The 17696-nt window shown below is 71.8% G+C and carries 17 protein-coding genes and 1 pseudogene; 10 read left to right on the top strand and 8 right to left on the bottom strand.

Features of this window, described 5'->3' with window-relative positions:
* The first annotated feature begins 129 nt into the window (after positions 1-129).
* On the top strand, positions 130-1059 hold the full coding sequence (locus Mam01_RS22925; RefSeq protein ID WP_204287266.1) for a diacylglycerol/lipid kinase family protein: 930 nt from the start codon (positions 130-132) through the stop codon (positions 1057-1059).
* 13 nt (positions 1060-1072) lie between these two features.
* Here Mam01_RS22925 and Mam01_RS22920 read toward each other — a convergent pair whose 3' ends face one another.
* The 3 genes and pseudogenes from Mam01_RS22920 to Mam01_RS36845 form a co-directional block, all read right to left on the bottom strand.
* Positions 1073-1918 (bottom strand): SWIM zinc finger family protein, encoded by an 846-nt coding sequence (locus Mam01_RS22920; protein ID WP_204287265.1) that lies wholly within the window; start codon positions 1916-1918, stop codon positions 1073-1075.
* Positions 1919-4477, bottom strand: coding sequence for an SNF2-related protein (locus Mam01_RS22915; protein ID WP_204287302.1), 2559 nt, complete (start codon positions 4475-4477; stop codon positions 1919-1921).
* Between the two features lie 402 nt (positions 4478-4879).
* Positions 4880-5887 (bottom strand): annotated as a pseudogene (locus tag Mam01_RS36845) (SNF2 helicase-associated domain-containing protein); the annotation flags it as partial.
* 806 nt (positions 5888-6693) lie between these two features.
* On the opposite strand from Mam01_RS36845, the gene Mam01_RS22905 reads away from it, so the two are divergent.
* The 3 genes from Mam01_RS22905 to Mam01_RS22895 all read left to right on the top strand — a co-directional run bounded on the left by Mam01_RS22905 (position 6694) and on the right by Mam01_RS22895 (position 7779).
* A complete protein-coding gene (locus Mam01_RS22905; protein WP_204287264.1) occupies positions 6694-6930 on the top strand; it encodes a hypothetical protein in 237 nt (78 codons plus the stop codon).
* Positions 6927-7349 carry a type II toxin-antitoxin system VapC family toxin gene (locus Mam01_RS22900; protein WP_204287263.1) on the top strand — a complete coding sequence of 141 codons (423 nt, stop codon included), beginning with the start codon at positions 6927-6929 and terminating at the stop codon, positions 7347-7349. The genes Mam01_RS22905 and Mam01_RS22900 overlap by 4 nt, the downstream gene beginning before the upstream one ends.
* 100 nt (positions 7350-7449) lie before the next feature.
* Positions 7450-7779 (top strand): hypothetical protein, encoded by a 330-nt coding sequence (locus Mam01_RS22895; protein ID WP_204287262.1) that lies wholly within the window; start codon positions 7450-7452, stop codon positions 7777-7779.
* Positions 7780-7989: 210 nt separating this feature from the next.
* Here Mam01_RS22895 and Mam01_RS22890 read toward each other — a convergent pair whose 3' ends face one another.
* A complete protein-coding gene (locus Mam01_RS22890) occupies positions 7990-8640 on the bottom strand; it encodes a TetR/AcrR family transcriptional regulator (RefSeq protein ID WP_204287261.1) in 651 nt (216 codons plus the stop codon).
* Between the two features lie 81 nt (positions 8641-8721).
* On the opposite strand from Mam01_RS22890, the gene Mam01_RS22885 reads away from it, so the two are divergent.
* The 3 genes from Mam01_RS22885 to Mam01_RS22875 all read left to right on the top strand — a co-directional run bounded on the left by Mam01_RS22885 (position 8722) and on the right by Mam01_RS22875 (position 11466).
* The gene (locus Mam01_RS22885) at positions 8722-9861 is read left to right on the top strand and encodes an FAD-dependent monooxygenase (protein ID WP_204287260.1); all 1140 of its coding nucleotides are present in this window, start codon (positions 8722-8724) and stop codon (positions 9859-9861) included.
* 117 nt (positions 9862-9978) lie between these two features.
* Entirely contained in the window at positions 9979-10818 is an 840-nt protein-coding gene (locus Mam01_RS22880) for a helix-turn-helix domain-containing protein (protein WP_204287259.1), read from the top strand.
* Between the two features lie 66 nt (positions 10819-10884).
* A complete protein-coding gene (locus Mam01_RS22875) occupies positions 10885-11466 on the top strand; it encodes a dihydrofolate reductase family protein (RefSeq protein WP_204287258.1) in 582 nt (193 codons plus the stop codon).
* A gap of 39 nt (positions 11467-11505) precedes the next feature.
* On the opposite strand, the gene Mam01_RS22870 is transcribed toward Mam01_RS22875, so the two are convergent.
* Genes Mam01_RS22870 through Mam01_RS22860 form a run of 3 tightly spaced genes read right to left on the bottom strand, consistent with a single transcriptional unit; the run spans position 11506 to position 14261 of the window.
* Positions 11506-12243: an FAD:protein FMN transferase gene (locus tag Mam01_RS22870; protein ID WP_204287257.1), complete on the bottom strand. Its 738-nt coding sequence runs from the start codon at positions 12241-12243 to the stop codon at positions 11506-11508.
* A complete protein-coding gene (locus tag Mam01_RS22865) occupies positions 12243-12866 on the bottom strand; it encodes an FMN-binding protein (RefSeq protein ID WP_204287256.1) in 624 nt (207 codons plus the stop codon). The genes Mam01_RS22870 and Mam01_RS22865 overlap by 1 nt, the downstream gene beginning before the upstream one ends.
* Before the next feature lie 21 nt (positions 12867-12887).
* Complete coding sequence (locus tag Mam01_RS22860) at positions 12888-14261, bottom strand: ferredoxin reductase family protein (protein WP_204287255.1); 1374 nt, start codon at positions 14259-14261, stop codon at positions 12888-12890.
* 148 nt (positions 14262-14409) lie between these two features.
* On the opposite strand from Mam01_RS22860, the gene Mam01_RS22855 reads away from it, so the two are divergent.
* The 3 genes from Mam01_RS22855 to Mam01_RS22845 all read left to right on the top strand — a co-directional run bounded on the left by Mam01_RS22855 (position 14410) and on the right by Mam01_RS22845 (position 17025).
* Positions 14410-15138, top strand: a complete 729-nt coding sequence (locus tag Mam01_RS22855) for a response regulator transcription factor (RefSeq protein WP_275409065.1) — start codon at positions 14410-14412, stop codon at positions 15136-15138.
* Entirely contained in the window at positions 15135-16631 is a 1497-nt protein-coding gene (locus tag Mam01_RS22850) for a sensor histidine kinase (RefSeq protein WP_239101529.1), read from the top strand. The genes Mam01_RS22855 and Mam01_RS22850 overlap by 4 nt, the downstream gene beginning before the upstream one ends.
* A 130-nt stretch (positions 16632-16761) precedes the next feature.
* The gene (locus Mam01_RS22845; protein ID WP_150931511.1) at positions 16762-17025 is read left to right on the top strand and encodes a hypothetical protein; all 264 of its coding nucleotides are present in this window, start codon (positions 16762-16764) and stop codon (positions 17023-17025) included.
* A gap of 123 nt (positions 17026-17148) precedes the next feature.
* Here Mam01_RS22845 and Mam01_RS22840 read toward each other — a convergent pair whose 3' ends face one another.
* The gene (locus Mam01_RS22840) at positions 17149-17559 is read right to left on the bottom strand and encodes a cellulose binding domain-containing protein (RefSeq protein ID WP_204287254.1); all 411 of its coding nucleotides are present in this window, start codon (positions 17557-17559) and stop codon (positions 17149-17151) included.
* Between the last annotated feature and the right edge of the window lie 137 nt (positions 17560-17696).

The following is a 17696-nucleotide window of genomic DNA, read 5'->3' as shown; positions in this document are numbered from 1 at the left end:
CCGTGCCCGGCCGCCGTCCGCTCCCGGACGGCGCGCCGGGCACGTCCATGTCCGGAGGCGTCCCGATCCGGGGCCGGGTACGGCCGGCGGCGATGCGCGCCCGCGCCCGGCGGCCCCTAGCATGTCAGCGTGCGGAGCAAGGCGGATCACACCGCGGCCATCCACCGGGACCGGAAGGCCGCCGTCGTCGTGAACACCAGGTCCAGGCGAGGCCGCCGCCGTTACGCGGAGGTGCTGCGGCTGCTGAAGGAGGGGGACTTCCGGCTCACCGGCGTCCATCCGGTGACCGACCCCTCCCGGCTGCGCGACGCGCTCACCCGCGCGCTCGACGCCGGGCCCGACCTCCTCGTGGTCGGCGGCGGAGACGGCACGCTGAGCAGCTCGGTCCGGCATGTGGCCGGCCGCGACGTCGCCCTCGGCGTGCTGCCCCTCGGCACCACCAACAACTTCGCCCGCAGCCTCGGGCTGCCGCTCGACCTCGCGGGTGCGGTCGGCGTGTTCAGCGGCGGCAAGGTGGCCGACATCGACCTCGGCATGTGCGGTGACCGGCCCTTCGCCAACCTCGCGAGCTTCGGCGTGTCGGTCGAGGTGGCCGGCACCGTGCGGCCGTGGGTCAAGCGCGTGCTCGGCCGGGCCGCCTACCCGCTGACCGCGCTCACGATCCTGCCGGGGCACCGGCCGTTCCGCGCCTACATCACCGTGGACGGCAAACGCCACGAGCTGCTGACCCACCAGCTCAACATCGCCAACGGCCGGTTCCACGGCGGCTGGCAGATCGCCAGGGACGTCAGCATCGACAACCGCAGGCTCGTCGCCTACCAGCTCGGCTCGGGCAAGCGGCTGCGGCTGCTCGGCGAGACGCTCGTACGGGCGACCACCGGCAAGTGGACCAGCCTCGCGGGCGGCCCGTTCGTGACCGGCCAGGAGATGCTGCTGGAGACCGACCCGCCACTGGCCGCCGACATCGACGGCGAGGTGCGGCTGCGTACCCCGCTCGTGCTGAAGACCATCCCCAACGGCATGCGGGTGATGGTCCCGCGCGACTTCGTCGACACCTGACCCACGCGTCCCGCTACGCGTCGTCCTCGACGGCGAAGGCCCGGTACGCGGGCCGCAACAGGTCGAGGAGCGGGATGTGCCTGGCCTTGACCGGCGGCGGGTCGAGCGCCCGCAGCAGCAGGTCGGAGGGCGAGCCGGGATCGGCCGGCGGGCCGAGGCGGGCCGGTGAGGCGCCTGACTCGTAGAAGTCGCCGACGCGCTCCGCGAACGGGACGTCGGCCACATCGAGCAGAGCCGGTCTCCCGCCGTCCTTCCCATCGGCCCGCCCGCCGGTGTGGCGGAGGGCGTCGAGCAGCGCGTCCCTGGCCATGCCGCGCCAGGCCAGCACGAGGAACGGGTCCTCGTCGAACGCCTCGGCCAGCAGGTAGAGCACCGCGGACAGGTGCTTGCAGGGGAACCCCCAGTCGGGGCAGGAGCACTCCATGTCGAGCCCGCGCTCGCCCGGGAAGAGCGGCAGCCCGCACTGTTCGAAGACGTCCTCGATCTCCGGCGGCATCTCCCCGGCGAGCAGCTTGGCGCGGTGCACGGCCCGCGCGCCCAGCGCCCCGGTCAGCTCCGCCCACTCGTCCGCGCCGTACGCCGTGATCCGCACGCTCACGTCGTACGGCTCAGTGCGCGAGCCCTGCACCCTGGCCTTCACCAGGCCGGGACCGAGGTCGAGGTCGAGCACCTGGCCCCGCCGCGCGTACGCGCGCCCCCGCTGCAGCCGGCCCGCGTCGCAGACGAGTTCGAGGAGGTCGACGAACCGCCGCGACCACCACTGCTCGCCGATGGACCCCCGCTTCGAGCGCGCCCGGATGCCGCCGTCGACCCTGATGGGCCGCGCGGCCTCGAACCAGCCGTCCCGTCCGACGGGCACTCAGCTCACCGCCTCGGGGGACAGGCGGAACAGCTCGCGCAGTTCCGCCGTGGACAGCCCGGCGATCCAGTCCTCGCCCGTCCCGACGACGCTCTCGGCCAGGGCCTGCTTGCGCTCGATCATCTCGTCGATCCGCTCCTCCAGGGTGCCCGCGCAGATGAACTTCCTGACCTGCACGTTCCGGGTCTGCCCGATGCGGAACGCCCGGTCGGTCGCCTGGTTCTCCACGGCCGGGTTCCACCACCGGTCCACGTGGACGACGTGGTTGGCGGCGGTGAGGTTCAGCCCGGTGCCCGCCGCCTTCAGCGACAGGAGGAAGATCATCGGCTCGTCGCCGGTCTGGAACCGCTCGACCAGCGCGTCGCGCGTCCTCTTCGGCAGCCCGCCGTGCAGCCAGAGCACCGGGCGGTCGAGACGCGCCGCCAGGTAGGGCTGCAGCATCGAGCCGAACTCGGCGTACTGCGTGAAGACCAGCGCCTTGTCGCCCTCGCTGACGATCTCCTCGGCCAGTTCCTCCAGCCGGGCCAGCTTCCCCGACCGCCCGGCCAGTCGCGAGCCGTCCTTGAGCAGGTGGGCGGGGTGGTTGCAGACCTGCTTGAGCCGGGTCATCGCGGCCAGGACGTTTCCGCGCCGCTCGATGCCCTCGCTGCCGGCGATCCGGCCCATCATGTCCTCGACCACCGCCTGGTAGAGCGTCGCCTGCTCCGGGGTGAGCGTGCACCAGACCTTCATCTCCATCTTGTCCGGCAGGTCGGAGATGATCGTCTTGTCGGTCTTGAGGCGCCGGAGCACGAACGGGCCGGTGGCCCGCTTGAGCGCGGCGGTCGCCGCCTCGTCGCCGTGCCGTTCGATCGGTTCCTGGTAGCGGTCGCGGAAGGCCCGCGCCGGTCCGAGCAGACCGGGATTGCAGAACTCCATGATCGACCACAGCTCGGCCAGATGGTTCTCGACCGGCGTGCCGGTCAGCGCCAGCCTCGTCCGCGCCGGGAGTGAGCGCACGGCCTGCGCCTGCCGCGCGGCCGAGTTCTTGACGGCCTGCGCCTCGTCGCAGACGACCCGGGCCCAGGAGAACCCGGCGAGGACGTCGCGGTCGCGCAACGCGGTGCCGTACGTGGTGAGGACGATGTCGGCCCCGGCGACCCGCTCGGCCAGTTCCGCGCCGCGCAGGCGGCCCGAGCCGTGGTGGAGGTAGACCTCCAGCGACGGCGCGAACCGGGCGGCCTCCTTCTGCCAGTTGCTGAGCAGCGACATCGGGCACACCAGCAGCGTCGCCCCCACCCGTCCTTCTTGCTCACGCTCATTGACCAGCAACGATAGGGTCTGTGCGGTGTTGTGGCAGAGGATGCCTCCGGCGACGAAGCTGTGGTGTTCCGCCACCTCGAAGTCGTAGACGTATCCCTCGTGATCGACCTCTTCCACCGAGACGACCCGCGTGTAGAAGACCTCACGTTCCGCCCGCATGGCGAGCTCATCACGGATGGCGCGCAAGGCGTCCCGATCCAAGGCGCGATAGGCGGCGGTGACCCTCCCGGTCCATCGGTTGGCCGGTTGTATCGAATGTTCGCGTTCCGCTGCGCCGGACAACATCCGGTCCATCGCCTGAACCGCCATGGCCGCGCTCTTCGGGGAAAGCTCCTGGGTTCCCGTGAAGTAGACGGTACCGACGCCGAAATGGCGCATGGGAAGGCCGGTGGAGGCCTGAGCGAGTACCAGGAGATCGCTCCCTGGTACGCCCTCCACGTTCGAGTTGGCCGGCTTCGCGGAGAGGTTGTCCAGCTTGGCCTGCTTCACCGGGTCGGAGAACCCGATGAGATCGCGGAACAATCGAAGCCCGGGACCGCCGATCATACCGATTTGATAAGGCCGCCTGATTCCAGTGCCGTTGGTGGCGGCCTTCATCTTCTCGGTCGTCCGCAGCCAGATTCCGAAACGGCGGAGCATGATGTTCAGCTGGGACATAAGCCAGCGCGAGGCGGACGCGACCTCGATCATCCGCATTCCCGCGATGACACTGCCTTCGGCCGTGAAGAACTCCCTGAGGAAGAGCCGGACCGTGTCGTCGTCAGCGGCCATGATGAAGTCAGGAATGCGCTTCGCGGCGGAGAGATGGCCCCACTCGTAGCCCCGGGCGGCAAGGAACGCGGCGTAGTCGATGCTGCACAGGCGCAGATCGTGAACGTTCCGTGTAGATCGGATGGTCGGATTGTTTACGGACAGCCCGTGGCGAGCGCCGACTCGGAGAATACGCTCACGGAGGGCGTCGAGAACGGCGCGGTCCTTCTGGGTGATTCGTAAATCCGCCTTGCGATTCTCATGACCCTCGCTTATTTGCCATGCCAGAAAAACGGTGAGGTCCGGATCGACCGGCTCCCCCTCCCAACGGATGCGGCGAGGCACGCAGATTCGGTCGCCGGGCTGGATGTCGCGAGTCCAACCGTTGACACCGAGCAGACGATGCCGCTTGGTGATCGTGATCTCGCTGCCATCGTCCAGGCGGACCCGGCGAAGCCGTTCCCGTACATGCTGGCGGTACAGGCGAGTGAACGGCGCCTGTACCATCCGGCCTTCGGCGTCGATCGCATTGGTGGAGAGTGGGGACGACGGGGTGCCCCACTCACCGCCATCCTCAACGAGAATGTCGACGGCGTGGTTCTGCCAGATGTCGGCCGCGGAGGTGAGCACACCGTTGATGAAGACCGGCGAATCGGGCATTAAGCACTTTCCGAGTCCCATGTCGTCCGCGAGGATGCCGCCGAGTCCGATTTGGGACATGAAGGTGAGCCAGGCCAGGCCGCGCTCCTGGTAGGGCCGGAGCGTCCCGTGGAAGGCGGCCGGGGTCGCCACGGGTTCGAGACGGCGGTCGGCCTCGCCGGAGAGCAGGTCGCCGAGCAGGCCGTCGGCGTCCACTCCGACGAGCGGCAGATCGTCGTCCCCACCGTGCACCACCTCGCGGACGACCTCGCCGACCGTCATCTGGCCCGACCCGCGCCGCTCCACCGCCTTCAGCGCGGCCCCGAGCTGCCGGGCGTCCAGCTCGACCCACTGTCCGCGCAGCCGGACCAGCGGCACCTTGAGCCGGGCCAGCTCGGCCAGCTCCGCCTCGCTGATCGTCTCGTCGCCGACGGCCAGCTCGGCCCGGAAGTCCACCAGTTGCTCCAGCCCGAACCCCTGGCCGACGGTGGCGCCCGGCCCGGAGCGCGACCGCGCGGTGAGCTTCAGGCCCAGGCGGGCGCGGCCCGCCCACGCGGGCAGCTGCACGCCGAACCCGGCCGACTGCAGGAGCGGCGCGGCGTGGCGCAGGAAGTGGAAGGCGCCCTCCACGTCGAGGTCGACGTGCGCCGGCCGGGCCTCCCGGAGCGCGTCGTCGATCCTCGGATAGAGACGGGCCGCCCGGCCGAGGCCGGCGAGCAGCGTCTCGTCCGGCCGCCCGGGCAGGCCGGGCACGGTCTCGCCCGCCCAGACGAGGGAGGCCGGCAGATAGAGGCTCGGGTCCTCGGCCGGCTGGAGGGCGAACTCCACCCGCCACCTGCCGCCGCCGGCCGGGGCCGCAGCATCCGCACCGGCCGGTGCTCCGGCGGCGACGTCCGCGTGGGCCGCGGCGTACTCGGCGGCGATGTCCAGGCCCGCGCCAGTGCCGGAGCCGGGCGCGAACTCGGGCTCGGGCTCGACGAGGCGGAAGCACACCCTGACCGGGCCGTCGAGCTGGTGGGCCGCCCGGAACCAGTCCTGCAGCGGCCGGGCCAGCGCCTCCACCTCCTCCTGCCTGGCCCCCGGGAGGTCCGCCGCGTCGCCGGTGAGCGCCACCGTCCACCGGTCGGCCAGTGGAGAGCGCCGCCCTGGACGGTGCCCGCCCAGCAGGCGCTCCGGCAGTGCCTGCCGTACGGCGGCGTCGGTCAGGCCCGCCAGCGCGTCGATCAGCACGTGGGCGGACGGACGCTCCTCCTCCACGGCCCGGCAGACCGGCGGCATCGCGGCGGCGAGGTCCCGGAAGCGGTCGGCGCACGGCCCGGTCAGCACCGGCCGCCAGCGCGCCGCGTAGCCGCCGTCCTCGGTGACGAGCTGGGGCAGCACCCTGCCCCGCCGCACCAGCTCCCGCGCGTGGGCCGCGACGACCGCGAGATAGCGCAGGGACGACCCGGGCAGCAGGTCGGCGGGACGGTCGTCCGGTTCCGGCGACTCCGCCGTCGGGTGGTCCGCCTCGCCGAAGGCGGTCAGCAGGCGCATCGCCGCGCCGGCGCCGACCAGCAGCGCGGGCACCCGCCACGGCCTGATCCCGGGCCGGCGCGCGACGACCCGCAGCCCGGTCTCCGGTGAGGGCAGGGGACCGGACGCCGAACCGGGCAGGAGCAGCACCACCTCACCTGGCACGGCCTTCCCGGCCGCCTCGGCGGCCGCGTCCCCCCAGCCCGGCAGCGCGGCGATGAGAGCGCTCGCCGGGGCGGCGAAGGGATGGGGCCGAACTCTGGCCCGGGAGGTCACCGGCTCCGCGCCGGCCGCCTCCTCCGCCCAGAGCACGAGCCGCCCGCCGTCCCAGGCCGCGTGTAGCACGAGCACGCCGTCTCCTCCCGCCACCCCGGAACGCTAGCAGCGGTCCCGGAGCCCTCAGACCGCATGACACCGGCCACCCGGAAAGGATCGCCACAGCCGCTCCCCGGCTCCTCCAGCATTCCCGGCGGCTACGGACTCGGGCCTCGCGGGGCGCTGAGTGGAGCTGAGGCGAGGCCATGGCACGCGTTCGGATTACCACGGCAGGTCTCCGACCGTAGACTTGAAGCATGACCGCCGCATCCGAAGAGTATGAGGACCTGCATCGCCTGGTCGACCAGCTCAATCCCGAACAAGCGGGAGAGCTCCGCGCGCATGCCCTGCGGCTCGTTCACTCGTCGGAGCACACCGAGGACTCAGCCTGGCCGCCGTCATGGGTAGGTGCGATCGACGCCGCACGTACCGATATCTCCGAAAGGCTCGAAGAGCTGCGCGGTGAGGACGTCGCCCTCCGGGCCGACCGGTGATACTCGTCGACGCGGGGCCGCTTGTCGCCGCAGCGATCAGGAACGACGCCCATCACGAGAGGTGCGCCCGCGAGTTCGAGCGTCTGTTCAAAGAAGGCCATGACCTCGGTGTCACTGGTTTCGTTGCGGCTGAGGTGTGTTACTGGCTGGGCAAGGCCAGCGCGCGACTCGAAGCGGCTTTTCTTCGCTCTCTCGAGTCCGGCCTCATGACTCTCGTCGATCTCACCAAGGCCGATCTCGCAAGAGTCGCGGTGCTTGTAGAGCGGTACGCCGATCTCCCCCTTGGCGGAGGTGACGCTTCTGTTGTCGCTGTGGCCGAACGGTTGAAGATCAACCAAGTGTTCACCATAGACGTCCGGCACTTCAGTGTGGTCCGGCCGGTCCACGTCCCCGCCTTCTCCTTGCTTCCCAGCAACTAGCGGCCCGGCCGAATTCAGGAGCGTGAGCGAGGCGCCTGCCGCTGGTGGCCGGCTGGCGTCTGGCCGTACCAACTTCTGGAAACCGGGTTAGATCCATTTGGTGGAGAGCTGGGTCTACGCCGGTGTGGGTGCCGAGCCGGCGGCGGACCGGGCACGTCATAACGTCCTCAGGCTCGCTCGCATCTACCGCTACGGTGCCAACGTCCGGCTCCACGAGGCGCTCTGCGCGGTCGCCCGGGGCGGCGTCGACGAGGGAATGCGGTTGGCGGCAGGGGTGATCGAGCCGTTGCCGGTCGCCTACCGCAGCCACCACATCACCGAGACCGGGTGCGTGGTGCTGCGTGCCGTACCACGCGATCAGCGCGAGCGTCCCGCCGTCGGCGAGTTTCGCGAGATCCTCGCCCGCCGGTCCGCTGGCGGGGACGCATAGCTCGTTCCGCCGATGCGTCAAGCACCCGCAGGCTGGAGGCGATGCTTGCGGGCGTTTCACCGGTAGCTCGCGCCCGGCTCGCGTATTCAAGCACAAGCGCCTTGATCTTTGATACCGCCACCGCGCAGCCGTCCCTGTTGAACAAAGGCATCCAGGAACCACTCCTTTTGCAGCAGGATTCGTCGGCCTCTGCGGGGGACGAAAGGCTGGTCAGGCGGGCGGAGGGGGATCGGCCGTGGTGTAGCGGCGCAGGGCGTCGGCGTCGAGCGCGACCCCGGGAAGAGGTGACCCCCGGTCGGCGCGCAGGCCGTCCAGCATGATCTCCACCATCCGCGCCATGGCCTCCTCACCGGGCACGGCCGGTGGCGTGTAGACGTGCAGGGTCATCAGCAGGGCGATGTCGCCGGGGCCGATGTCGGCGCGCAGCGCGCCGTCCGCCTGCGCCCGTTCGGTCAGCCGCAGGACGGCGGCGACGACCCCCTGCCGGATCTCCCGCAGGTCGGCGCCGACGCGCAGCCGTTGGTGCAGGAGGGGATCGAGTTTCGCGGCGAGGACGCCCAGCCGCAGGGCGACCGCACCGCGCAGGAAGCGGCACAGCGCGTGCCACGCGTCCGGCTCCTCCCGCCCGGCGGTCTCCACCAGGTCCGCCAGGCGGCGCAGGCTCTCCTCGCCGACGGCGCGCAGCAGCGCGTCCCGGTCGGGAAAGCGGCGGTAGAGCGTGCCGACGCCCACGCCCGCCCGGCGGGCGACCTCCTCCAGCGGCACGTCGACGTTCTGCTCCAGGAACAGCTCACGGGCCGCGGTGACGATCAGATCCCGGTTGCGGCGCGCGTCGGCGCGCAGCCCCTTCTCCACGGCCACCTCACAGGGATCTGGACGATTTTCCTCCGCTTAGGATACCGTGCTGAATGCGGAGGAAATTCCTCCGGTTAGGGGTGTGTCATGAGCACGGTGCTGATCTCGGGGGCCGGGGTCGGGGGACCGACGCTGGCCTACTGGCTGGCCAGACACGGGTTCCAGGTCACGGTCGTGGAACGCGCGGACGAGGTGCGGTCCAGCGGAAACCCGGTGGACGTCAGAGGGCCGGCCGTCGCGGTCGCCAAACGGATGGGCGTCCTGACCCGGCTGCACCAGGCCGCCACGGGGACGACCGGGCTCAGCTTCGTCGACGCGGCGGGCAGGCGGGTCGCCCGGATGGACATGCGCGCCGTACAGCGTCCGGGCGAGGTCGAGGTGCCGCGCGGTGACCTCGCGTCGATCCTGTACGAGGCGAGCCGCGGCCACGCCGAGTTCCTCCTCGGCGACTCCATCGCGGCGCTCGCGCAGGACGAGCACGGGGTGGACGTCACCTTCGAGCGCGCCGCCCCCCGCCGCTTCGACCTGGTGATCGGAGCCGACGGCCTGCACTCGGTGACCCGGCGCCTGACGTTCGGCCAGGAGAGCGGCCTCGTACGCCACATGGGCCTGTACGTCGCGACGACGCCGCTCGGCGGCGAGGCGGTGGCCGGTGCCGGCCGGGACATCCTCATGCACAACACCCCCGGCAAGGCGGTCGCCGTCAGCCCCATGTCGGCGGGTGCGTTCTTCCTCTACCGGAGCCCGGCGGAGCCCGGATTCGACCACCGCGACACCGAGCAGCACAAGCGGATGCTGACCGCCGCCTTCGCGGACGTGTCCTGGCGGGCGCCGGAACTGCTCGAACGGGTGCGTACGGCCGACGACCTCTACTTCGACTCCGTCAGCCAGGTGCGCCTGCCCCGCTGGTGGAAGGGCAGGGTCGCCCTTCTCGGCGACGCCGCCTCCTGCGTCTCACTGTTCGGGGACGGCTCCACGCTGGCGATGACGGGGGCGTTCACCCTCGCCGAGGCGCTGGCCGCCCATCCCGGCGACCCCGGCGCGGCCTTCCGCCGGTACGAGACCACCCACCGGCGCCTGGTCGAGCCCAAGCAGCGCGCCGTCGGGCAGGCGTCGGCACTCCTGGTCCCCGCGACGCGCGGCGGCATCCTCGCCCGCAACCTGGCCACCCGCATGTGGCCCGCCGTAACCGCCACCACCCGCCTCAGGCAGGCCCTCGCCCGTTGACGCTGATCGCTTCCACCTGCTGAGCGATCACCTCGGCGCCGGTCTCGCCGTCCGTCGGCAGCGCGGCTGGACCGTTCCGGCGCTCGATGCCGGCGAGGCGTCGGCGAGACTGTGGGCGTGGAGTACGTGTCCAGATTGCCGCGACCGCCGCTGGACGGGCTGATCGACGACCTTTACTACCTGGAGGGTGCACCGCCGTACGCACGGCTGACGCTGCCGCCGATGCCGGCGGCGTTGCTCATCGTCAACCTCGGGGCGCCGTTCCGCATCCGCGCCGGCACCGACATCGAGACGGCTGAGTACGCCGACGGCTGCGTGGTCACCATGCCCACCCGTGCCTTCGAGTTCGGCTATCCGCCGGGGACCCGGTCAGTCGGTGTGCACTTCAAACCGTGGGGGCTGGCGCCGTTCCTGCCGATGCCCGCGGCTGAGCTGTGTGACCGGCCGGTGACAGTGGAGCAGGTTTGGAGCCGGCCCGCCATTGCCGAGCTGCGGGACCGGCTGGCCACGGCGGCCGGGCCGTACGAGATGCTGACGCTGCTCGAGGAGGAGCTGACGCGACGGCTGTGCGAGAGCGCCGGTCTGGGGCTGGTCCGCCATACGAGCAGCGTCATCGCGGCGACCAGCGGGGCGGTGGCGATCGGCGACCTGAGCGTGGCAGCCGGTGTCAGCAGCACTCATCTGGCGCGGCGGTTCAAGGAGCTCATCGGCGTTACGCCGAAGCGGCTGGCCCGCACCTACCGCTTCGCCGCCACCGTGTTCGCGATCGACCCCGCCGGACCGATCGACTGGGGCGAACTCGCCGGTGGCGCGGGCTACTTCGACCAGGCCCACTTCGGCCACGAGTTCCGGGCGTTCACCGGGCTCACGCCGACCCGGTACGTCGAAGTCCGGCGGCGGTTCCTGCGCGAACATCCCGGCCACGTGCTGGACGGCTGGCCGCTGCCGGCCGATTGATTTCTTACAAGAGCGACAGCTCACGACCACGCTAATTTGGGGCACCCCAAAGCAGAGGAGAGCCCCGTGGGCAGGGTGGTCATGTACAGCTCGGTGTCGGTGGACGGCTTCGTCGCGGACGAGAACGACCAGCCCGGACCGCTGTTCGACTGGTTGTCCAGCGGTGACGTCCCGTTGGACGAGAGCGGCGAGCTGAAGGTGTCGCAGACGTCCTACGACTACACCCGGCCGTACTGGGACCAGATTGGAGTCACGATCGTCGGTCGTCACGTCTTCGACATGACGGACGGCTGGGACGGCAAGCCTCCGGGCGGCATCGACCACGTGGTCGTCGTGTCGCACCGGCCGATGCCCGAGGGCTGGGACCCCGGGGCGCCGTTTCACTTCGTCGACGGCGTCGAGGCAGCCGTGGCCAAGGCGCAGGAGCTTGCGGGTGACCGCATGATCGAGGTCGCCGCCGGCGACGTCGGTGGACAGGTGTTTGCCGCGGGCCTCGTCGACGAGGTGCGCATGGACGTCGTACCCGTCGTGTTCGGGTCCGGCAAGCGCTACTTCGGGTCGGTTCATGCGCAGAACCTGTTGGAGGATCCTGACGTGGTGATACAGGGCAACCGGGTGCTTCATCTGCGCTATCGGGTGCGCCGTTGACCGATCTGAGCGGGGCGTACGGCGAAGGTGCCTGCAAGGTCAGGCCGTGACCCGGGGGTGGAAGCCGGAGGTGTGCCAGGTGGCGCCGGAGGGGGTGACGGCGAAGGCCTCGTAGCCGCGCAGCCCTTCCACCCAGTTCCTGGCCGCGGAGCCCATGGCGAAGGCGCTCGTGGCGTACGCGTCGGCCAGGGTGAGATCGGGCCCGACCACCGTCACCGAGGCCAGCCCGGTCGCCGGGCGGCCGGTGTGCGGGTCGACGACGTGCGTGCCGCGTTCGGCGGTGCCCGAGGTCGCCACGGCGAGGTCGGTCGCCGACACCACGGCGGCGAGCTCGCCCGGCCGGAGCGGGTGGGCGACGCCGACCCGCCAGGACCGGCCCGGCGCGGGCGAGCCGGACAGCCGGATGTCCCCGCCGCCGTTCACGCAGTGGTCGGAGGCTCCCGCCTCGCGCAGGATGGCCGAGGCGCGCTCGACCGCCCAGCCCTTGACGAGGGCGGAGGGATCGAGGCGGCCCCCGGGATGAAGGGTGAAGTAGCCGTGGGACACCAGCGCCACCGACTCGCAGAGGCGCAGGACGTCCGCCACCTCCCCGGGGCAGCCGGCCAGGGTGATCTCACCCCGGGCCAGGCGGCTCACCGCGCTGTCCGGCCGGTACGTCGAGAAGACCTCGTCCACGTGGTGCAGCCAGGCCACCGCCTCCGCGACGCACGGCCCGGGGTCGGAGGCGCGTACGTCGAAGGAGAAGACGGTGCCCATGACGTGCTCGGTGTGGCGCATCAGAGACCGGCCTTGTCGAGGGCGCTCTGCAGCGAACGGATGTAACCGTCACTCGTGTAGGTGGCGCCGGACACCACGTCGATCTGGGCCGACCCGGCCGACAGCGCCTCATCGTCGAGGATCGGCAGCGCCTCGTTGTTGATCGCGATGTCCCGGTGGTTGTTCTGCGGGGCGACCAGCACCCTGATCCCGGCCATCTTCCCGCCCGAGATCACGATCTCCACCTGCACCGGCCCCCACCGGGTGTCGGCGGAGTCACCGGTGACGGTCTTCTCCCCGCTGGTGGCGCCGGCGGTGGCGCCCGCCCCGGTCCAGCTTCCCTGTGTTCCCTGGGATCGGGTCTCCTGCGACTGCGTTCCCTGAGGCTGCGTTCCCCGGGACCCGGGAGGGGCCGGGAATCCCCGGCCGAACCGGTCCCCGTCCTCGTCCCCGCCGTCTCCGTCCCCCTCTCCGCCGTCATCGTCATCGTCGGCCCTGGGGTGCGGGTCTCCGGGGCCGGAGCCGGTGCCCTCGGTCACGGCGGCGGGGCGGGCGGCAGGGGAGGTCACCTCGTGGGGCTTGAACGACAGCAGCAGCACGAGGCCGACGGCGGTCGCGAGCACGGCCAGAATGGCTCTGCGCATGGAACTTCCAATCCGGGCTGGTCAGAACTCGAACGACTCGTGGTGGACGCGGCGGCGGGGCACCCCGGCGGCGCGCAGCGCGGCGATGACGGCGGCGGTCATCCCGTCGGGCCCGCAGACGTACACCTCGTGGTCGCGCAGGCCGGGCACGAGCGCGGCCAGCGTCTCGGGCGTGAAGGGGTCGCCGACGAGGGCGCGCGGGCCGACGCAGTAGTGCAGGGTCGCGCCCCGCGCCGTCGCGATCTCCTCCAGTTCGGCCCGGAAGACCAGGTCTCCCGCGTCACGGGCACGGTAGAGGAGGGTCAGGTCGCCGGGGGCGGCGGGCAGCGCCTCGAACAGTGCGCGCATCGGGGTGATGCCGATGCCGCCCGCGACGAGCAGGACCCTGCGCGCGCGCCGCGCCCGCCCGGTCAGGGCGCCGTACGGGCCCTCGGCGAGCACGCGGGTGCCCGGCCGCAGGCCGGCGAGTGAGCGGCTCTGGTCGCCCAGGTCCTTCACGGTGATCCGCAGTTCGCCGTTCCGCGGCGCGGCCGACAGCGAGTAGGGGTTGGGGGACCACCACAGGTCCCTGGTGAGGAACCGCCAGCGGAAGAACTGGCCCGGCTCGGCCCCCAGCCGGTCGAGCCGCCGGCCCGTGACGTGGACGCTGACGACGCCGGGCGCCTCCCGCACCACCCGCGCCACCCGGAGCCGGTGGCGCAGCGCCAGCCGTACGGGCGTGAGGAAGCGGTACCAGACCAGCAGCGCGGCGACGCCCAGATAGAGGGCGTACCACGCGACCTGGGCAGGCCGGTCGCCGATGAACTCCTCGCCGGTGGCCAGCTGGTGACCGAAGGCCAGCCAGGTGGCCAGATAGGTGTAGAAGTGCAGGTGGAACCACGTCTCGTACCGCATCCTCGGGCGGATCCTGCGGGCGGAGACGACGCCGACGCCCACCAGGAGCAGCAGCGCCGCCGTGGCCTTGAGCACGTCCGGATAGGTCAGGTTGAGCGTGACCGTCTCGCTCACCACGTCGGTGCGCTCGGTCACGGCGTAGCCCCAGGTGATCAGCAGCACGTGGGCGACCGCCAGGCCGACCACGTAGCGGCCGCCCATCGAGTGCCAGCGGGCGAGCCTGTCCGCGCCGACTCCGCGCTCCAGCGCCGGGACGCGGGCCATCAGCGCCAGCAGGACGGCGATCGCGTAGCCGGCGAGCAGCCCGGTGACCCGGCCCGCGTTGGTCAGCCAGCCGTCGAGGCCGGCGACCGCGGGCGTGTGCGCCCACCACAGGCCGGTGACGGCGGCCGCCCCCGCGGCGATGACCGCCAGGACCGCCTCCGGGCGGGCGCGCACCCCCCGGGGCGGGGGTTGCGCGTGCCCGGTGGCCGCCGCCCGGCCGGTGAAGGTCGTGGTCAAAGGTGCCTCCCTTTCCTCGTACGCGACTCACGCTGCCAACCGAACCTCTCGTTTTCCTATGAACGGGGGCATACCGACACCCCTCATAGGATTTCCAGAGCGTTCTCAGAGGAAGCGCCGGAGCGGCGGGGGGGACCCTGGCATCATCATGCGTACGACTTCGAACGGCCTGCCTGATCTGGTCCGCCCCGACGGGACGCCCGTGCGCGTCCTCGTGGTCGACGACGAGCCCGACCTCGTCGAGGTCCTGGGCGCTGTCCTGAAATACGAGGGGTGGGACGTGCGCACCGCCGGCGACGGCGCGTCGGCGGTGCGCACCGCCCGCGAGTTCCTGCCGGACGCGGTGCTGCTGGACGTGATGCTGCCCGACTTCGACGGGCTGGAGGTGCTGCGCCGCCTCCGCACGGAGGCCCCGGACGTCTGCGTGCTGTTCCTCACCGCCCGCGACTCCGTCGAGGACCGCATCGCGGGGATCACCGCCGGCGGGGACGACTACGTGACCAAGCCGTTCAGCCTGGAGGAGGTGCTCGCCCGGCTGCGCGGGCTGCTGCGCCGCGCGGGGATGGCGCGCACGGCCGAGGGCGACCGGCTGACGGTCGGCGACCTCGTGATGGACGAGGACGCCCGCGAGGTGACCCGGGGAGGGGAGCTCGTCGAGCTCACCCCGACCGAGTTCGAGCTGCTGCGCTTCCTCATGCGCAACCCCCGGCGGGTGCTCAGCAAGGCGCAGATCCTCGACCGGGTCTGGTCGTACGACTTCGGCGGGCAGGCCCACGTGGTCGAGCTGTACATCAGCTATCTGCGCAAGAAGATCGACGCGGGCCGGCCCGCGCTGATCCACACCGTGCGGGGCGTCGGATACGTCCTCAAGCCGTGAGGGTGCGGGTGGGGCCGCCGCGCACGCTGCGGGCCCGGCTGGTCGCCGGGACGCTGGTGCTGCTCGTGCTGGCCTGCGCGGCGGCGGGCACCGCGTCCTCCCTGCTGCTCGAACGCTTCATGGTGGACCGGGTGGACCAGCAGCTCGCCATGCAGGCCGGCCGGTACGCGGCCAGCCTGGAGCACGAGGAGCGCGAGGAACACCCCCGCGGGTACGACGGGCGGAGCCCGTTCGACGACGAGCGCGGGGACACCCGCGGGCAGGCGCCCGGCACGCTCGGTGTCCGGGTGGTGGACGGCCGGGTGGGCACGCCCGCCGTGGTCGGCCAGGCCGACCCGTCCCTGCCGGCGGCCGACGAGAGGGCGCTGGCCTCCGTGCCGCCCGACGGCCTGGGGCACACCCTGGCCCTGTCGCGGCTCGGGCGGTACCGCCTGATGGCCGTGCGGAGCTCCGGAGGGGCCGTCCTCCTCACCGGCCTGCCGCTGGCGGACGTGCACGCCACGGTCCGTCGTCTGCAACTGGCGGAGATCGCGGTGTTCGCCGTCGTCGTGCTCGTGACCGGCGTCGCCGGGGCCGTGTGGGTGCGGCTCTCGCTGCGCCCGCTGGACCGGGTCGCGGCCACCGCCCGGCGCGTCGCCCGCCTGCCGCTGTCGGACGGCGAGGTGGCGCTGCCCGACCGGGTGCCCGACGAGGACCCCCGTACGGAGATCGGGCAGGTGGGGCAGGCCTTCAACCGCATGCTCGGCCACGTCGGGCAGGCGCTGGCCCACCGTCACGCCAGCGAGGAACGCATGCGCACCTTCGCCGCCGACGCCAGCCACGAACTGCGCACCCCGCTCGCGACCGTCCGCGCCCACGTCCAGCTCGCCCGGCGCGACCCCGCGGAGGTGCCCCCGAACGTGCGGCACGCCCTGGAGCGCGCCGACGCGGAGTCGTCCCGCATGGGCAAGCTGGTCGACGACCTGCTGCTGCTGACCCGGCTCGACGCGGGCCGGCCGCTCGCCCGCGAGGAGGTGGACCTGACCCGGATGGCGATCGACGCCACCGGCGACGCCCGCGTCTACGCTCCCGGCCACCGCTGGCGGCTGGACCTGCCCGAGGAGCCCGTCATGGTCCCCGGCGACCCCGACCGGCTGCACCAGGTGGTCGTCAACCTGCTGAGCAACGCCCGCGCGCACACCCCGCCCGGCACGACCGTCACCGTGGCGCTGCGTGAGCGTGCCGTACGCGAAGGGGCGCGGCCCGGGTCCGGCTCCGGTTCCGGACGGGTGGAGCTGACCGTGACCGACGACGGCCCAGGCATTCCCGCGGACCTCCAGGGCGAGGTCTTCGAACGCTTCGTCCGCGCCGACAAGGCGCGCTCGCGCGCCTCCGGTGGCAGCGGCCTCGGGCTCGCGATCGTCCGGGCGGTCGTGGCCGCCCATGGAGGAACGGTCGACGTCGAGAGCCGCCCCGGCCGCACCGTCTTCCGGGTGAGCCTGCCCTCCGCGTGACACCCTGCTGACCCGAACCCCCATTCGAGGGGGTCGCCTGAAACATATGTTGCATATGAGGAATACTTGGACGAATGGGGGGCAGGGGGGTCTTTCTGAGCGGGGGTCCCCGCGATAAGAGAGGTGTGCAATGACCGCGACCGCTATCGAGCGCCGCACCCTGGACGGGCTCGCCCATCCGTGGCCTGACGACCGCTACGAGGTCAGGTGTGACAGGGAGAGCCCGTACACCGGTAGCCGTGACCGTTACCACTACGCGAAGAACGCGGTGGAGTCCGCGAAGGCGCTGGAGAGAGCGGGGCTGGCCCGCCGTGTGGTGGTTGTCAGGCTTGCGGACGAGACCGTCATCTACGACCGGGTCGGCGACGTGAACCTTCCGCCGGAGGCCTGGTGACGGAGGCCGGCGAATCTTGGTGAACCGTTTCTGACGTGTCGCACGACATGGCGCAAGATGACGATCCCCCGGGAGGAGGCCTCCCGGGGGGATCGTCGTGTGACCGCCGCCTTCAGGCGCCGGTCATGAGGGCGTGCAGGTGACAGCGGGAGCGGCGCTGCCGCCCCCGCTGGTCAGCAGGCTGAAGACGGCCGAGCCGCCCGCCGGGAGGGCGCCGTTGTAGCTCTCGTTGCCGAACGCGTACATGCCGGGCAGGCCGATCACCGGAAGTGACACGGCTCCGCCGACCTGGTTGACGACGGTGCCGTCGGTGTAGCGCCACGACACGCGCCAGCCCTTGATGGCCGAGGACCCGCTGTTGCGCACGGTCACCTGCACGAGCGCGCCGTGGCTCTGCGAACCACCCCACACGCTGCTGATCACATAGCTCGCCGTGCAGCCGATCGAGTCGGCGGAGGCGGGAGCGGCCGTGGCCGCCGTGACTCCCGCGGACGCCAGGGCCAGCGCCGCCGCGGCGATTGTCCTCCTGAACATCGAGCCTTCCTTCCCTCGGTCATGTCCGTATGGGTGGTGCCGACTTGCCAGGAAACGTCTCAGGAAAAAGGTGGATGCCCGCCTTCCCCAGAGAGGGGTCCGACTGGGGAAGGCGGGCGATCAGGGCGAGCCCGGGA

Source organism: Microbispora amethystogenes (assembly GCF_016863015.1).
GTDB classification, from domain to species: domain Bacteria; phylum Actinomycetota; class Actinomycetes; order Streptosporangiales; family Streptosporangiaceae; genus Microbispora; species Microbispora amethystogenes.
This window is presented reverse-complemented; position numbering and strand designations above follow the sequence as displayed.